We start from the raw sequence: 2,962 nt of genomic DNA on the forward strand, positions 1-2,962 counted from the left end.
ATCGAGCTTTCATCTTTTGCTGACGACATCATTGCTTTTAGTTTACCTGAGAACAGGTACAATAGGGAAGCAAGGCGGCTAAAGCCGGTCGGGTCGTCTTTCATCCCCGCAATAAATTGACGGGGCTTTCAGACTCCCGTATTACTTTCGTAAACGGGGAATAGGGAACAGGGAATAGGGAACAGGGAATAGGGAATAGGGAACACCGGAACAGATAGGCGGTCGTATCTGATAGAACAGGGAAAGGCGATGTTCAGTGTATCGGCCGTTTTCAACTAGGGAATTTCAACCTCATCAAAACCCTCGATAAAATCAGGAATTTGTAGAGTTGCCTCGTCTTCCATTTGGCTAAAAAAGCAGGTTTTTCCTGATAAGACATTGAAACTAGAAAAGGCGAGGATGGCCACTTCTTGGCGAGCGGGATTAGTCCATTGCCAGAGGAGTCCTTCGGATAAGCTACTATCAGTTGCAACGGGTTCTCCGGGAGACCCTAAGGCTTGTCGGGTTTCGTCGAGGGTCATGCCAATTTCGGCTTGGGCGCAGAGTTGATGAGTTGGGCGGTTTTCAGTCACTTGAGGGTTGACTCCAAAGCAAGAGAGTTCAGCCACAGTTTGATTGCGGAGAACGGCTAACAATACGGCTCCTGAGTCTTCATCAATCCACTGCAACAGGCTATTTCCAGGAGATGATGTTTCTCGCTCCGGTTCGATGTTTAAATCATTTAAGATGGCATCGAGTTCGGCTTGAGTCATGCCAGCGTGCAATTGCTCACAATCTTGAGGGGTTAACCGGGGTGAGGCTTGCGCCGCAGCGGGTTGGGGGATGACTCCTAGGAGTAGGGTGAGGACGGTGATGAGGACTTGGTCTAATCGGGAATGACCCAGGATATTTTGGCCGTAGAAGAGTTGGCCGAGACGCGAGAGACTGGGGGCCACTTGTTGGGGGTGTTCTTGGCTGGCTGTTACCTGTTCCTGATTCATCTTGGCTTAACGATGGACGAGTTTAAAAATTAGATCGAGGTCGTTCATTTCGCCGACAATTCGTCGTATGGGTTGCGGCCAGACGCGGATGAGCGTTGGAGTGGCTGAGACGCGATCGCGTTCGGTTTGTTGCGGGTGTTTGAGGACATCAATGACCTTGAGGGTGTAGGGATGGCCTAGAGCGCGATCGAGCATTGAATGCAATCGTAGTAAGGTTTCTTCTGTATTGGAACTGTCGCCACGAATGAAGAGGCGGAAGACATAGCCACTGGTTTCAGAATCTGAGGAGTTTGGAAACAGCAAATCCGGGCCATCTTGGCGGCGATGTTGGCCGTTATGTTGGTTCACTCGCAGCACCAGATCATGATTTTGCCACAATTGGGGAAACTCATGACGATACGTCTCTAGGGCCAGGGGGTTACAGAGTTCTGGGGAACTGGGTTTTAACTCCCAGGTTGTGTCTTGAAGTTCAAAAAGGAGGCTGAGTAGGCTGCGATACCGCCAAACCCCCAGCATGGCTTCAGCAATGGTCTCTATCTGTTGCGTGTGAGGGTTGAGATAGCGATCGATGGTAGCACTATAGCAAGGGACGAGAAAGTGTGGCGGTTCGGGAAGTCCTAAGGCCTCCTGAACCGCCACACAGAGTTGTAGATGCCAGCGATCGCGAAGATGGGGTTCAATGGCATAGACGATATCCCCGCCGGGTGTAAACAGAACTAAGCCCTTAAACGGTTCCGACGCGCCCAAACTGACATCATTAGTCATGACATCATATGCCATTTCTAAGTCGATCTAAACGAGCTTGCTTTTTGTATCGATTTTCGAGCCGTTGTTTACAACAATTTGCTCCCGAAAATTTCTGAGACGCGACCCGATTAGACGCGACCCCGTAGGAACTGTGCCATTTCATTGGGAGTGGGTGATTTTTCAAGGGCAATTTCTTCAGTAATCCGACCTTCTTGATATAGTTCAAACAGAGCTTTATTCATGGTCGTCATCCCATCAAACTCTGACCGGAGCATGACATCAGTAATCGCATCGAGCTTACCTTGAATCACATATTCTTTCACCGCATCAGTTGCAATGAGAATATCGTGGAATGCCGCTCGCTTGCCGTCGGTGGTTTTACATAAGCCCTGGGCAACAATAGAAATCAGAGATTCCGCTAGGGCCACCCGGAAGGCGGGCTGTTCTGCGGGGGGAAACATCCCCATCACCCGTTCAATGGTTTTTACCGCACTATTGGTGTGCAGGGTTCCCATGACTAAGTGACCTGTGGATGCCGCTTTTAGGGCAATATTCATGGTCTCCTTATCCCGAATTTCTCCGACGAGAATCAGGTCTGGATCTTCCCGTAATGCAGCTTTTAAGGCATTAAAGAACTTATGGGTATGGGTTCCGACTTCCCGGTGTTTGATGAGGGATTTTTTGCTTTTATGGACAAACTCAACTGGGTCTTCAATGGTGATAATGTGATAGGCTTTGTTGCGATTGATGTAATCAATCATCGCCGCCATCGTGGTTGATTTCCCTGAACCGGTTGGTCCCGTCACGAGAACCAGTCCCTTGTGATAGTCTAAGCTGATGCTTTTGAAGACTTCGGGCAACCGTAATTGTTCTAGGGTGAGGATTTCGGCACCAATGAGACGCAAAACGATCGCCGGACCGGCGAGGCTATCAAAGGCGTTAATACGAACCCGAACAAAGCCTAAATCGGCAGCACCATCAAAGTCCAAGTTTTCTTGAAACTGACGAATTTCCTCGTCACTCATCAGTTCCCGCATCCAACTCATGAAGGTATCGAGATCAGTTTCGGGCCATTCGGTGGGGGCGATGTCACCTCGGGCGCGATAGCGAGGGACTTCGCCTACGCCCACGTGAACGTCGGAGTAGCCTTCTTCTTCAGCCCGTTGGATAATCTCCCGCATGGTGGGATGTCCGGGACTCGGGCCGGGTCCACGGCGGGGGGTCGCCTGTTGGGG

At 50.3% G+C, this 2,962-nt stretch carries 3 protein-coding genes; all 3 read right to left on the reverse strand.

What is annotated here, in order from left to right; all coding sequences use genetic code 11:
- Positions 1-275: 275 nt before the first annotated feature.
- Entirely contained in the window at positions 276-980 is a 705-nt protein-coding gene (locus R6U67_RS15470; protein WP_410253379.1) for a hypothetical protein, read from the reverse strand.
- A gap of 6 nt (positions 981-986) precedes the next feature.
- On the reverse strand, positions 987-1,745 hold the full coding sequence (locus R6U67_RS15475; protein ID WP_410253380.1) for a circadian clock KaiB family protein: 759 nt from the start codon (positions 1,743-1,745) through the stop codon (positions 987-989).
- A 110-nt stretch (positions 1,746-1,855) separates the two neighbouring features.
- The coding region (locus tag R6U67_RS15480) for a type IV pilus twitching motility protein PilT (RefSeq protein WP_410253381.1) at positions 1,856-2,962 on the reverse strand (1,107 nt) is incomplete at its 5' end.

This window comes from Sodalinema sp., from assembly GCF_046483825.1.
GTDB lineage: Bacteria > Cyanobacteriota > Cyanobacteriia > Cyanobacteriales > Geitlerinemataceae > Sodalinema.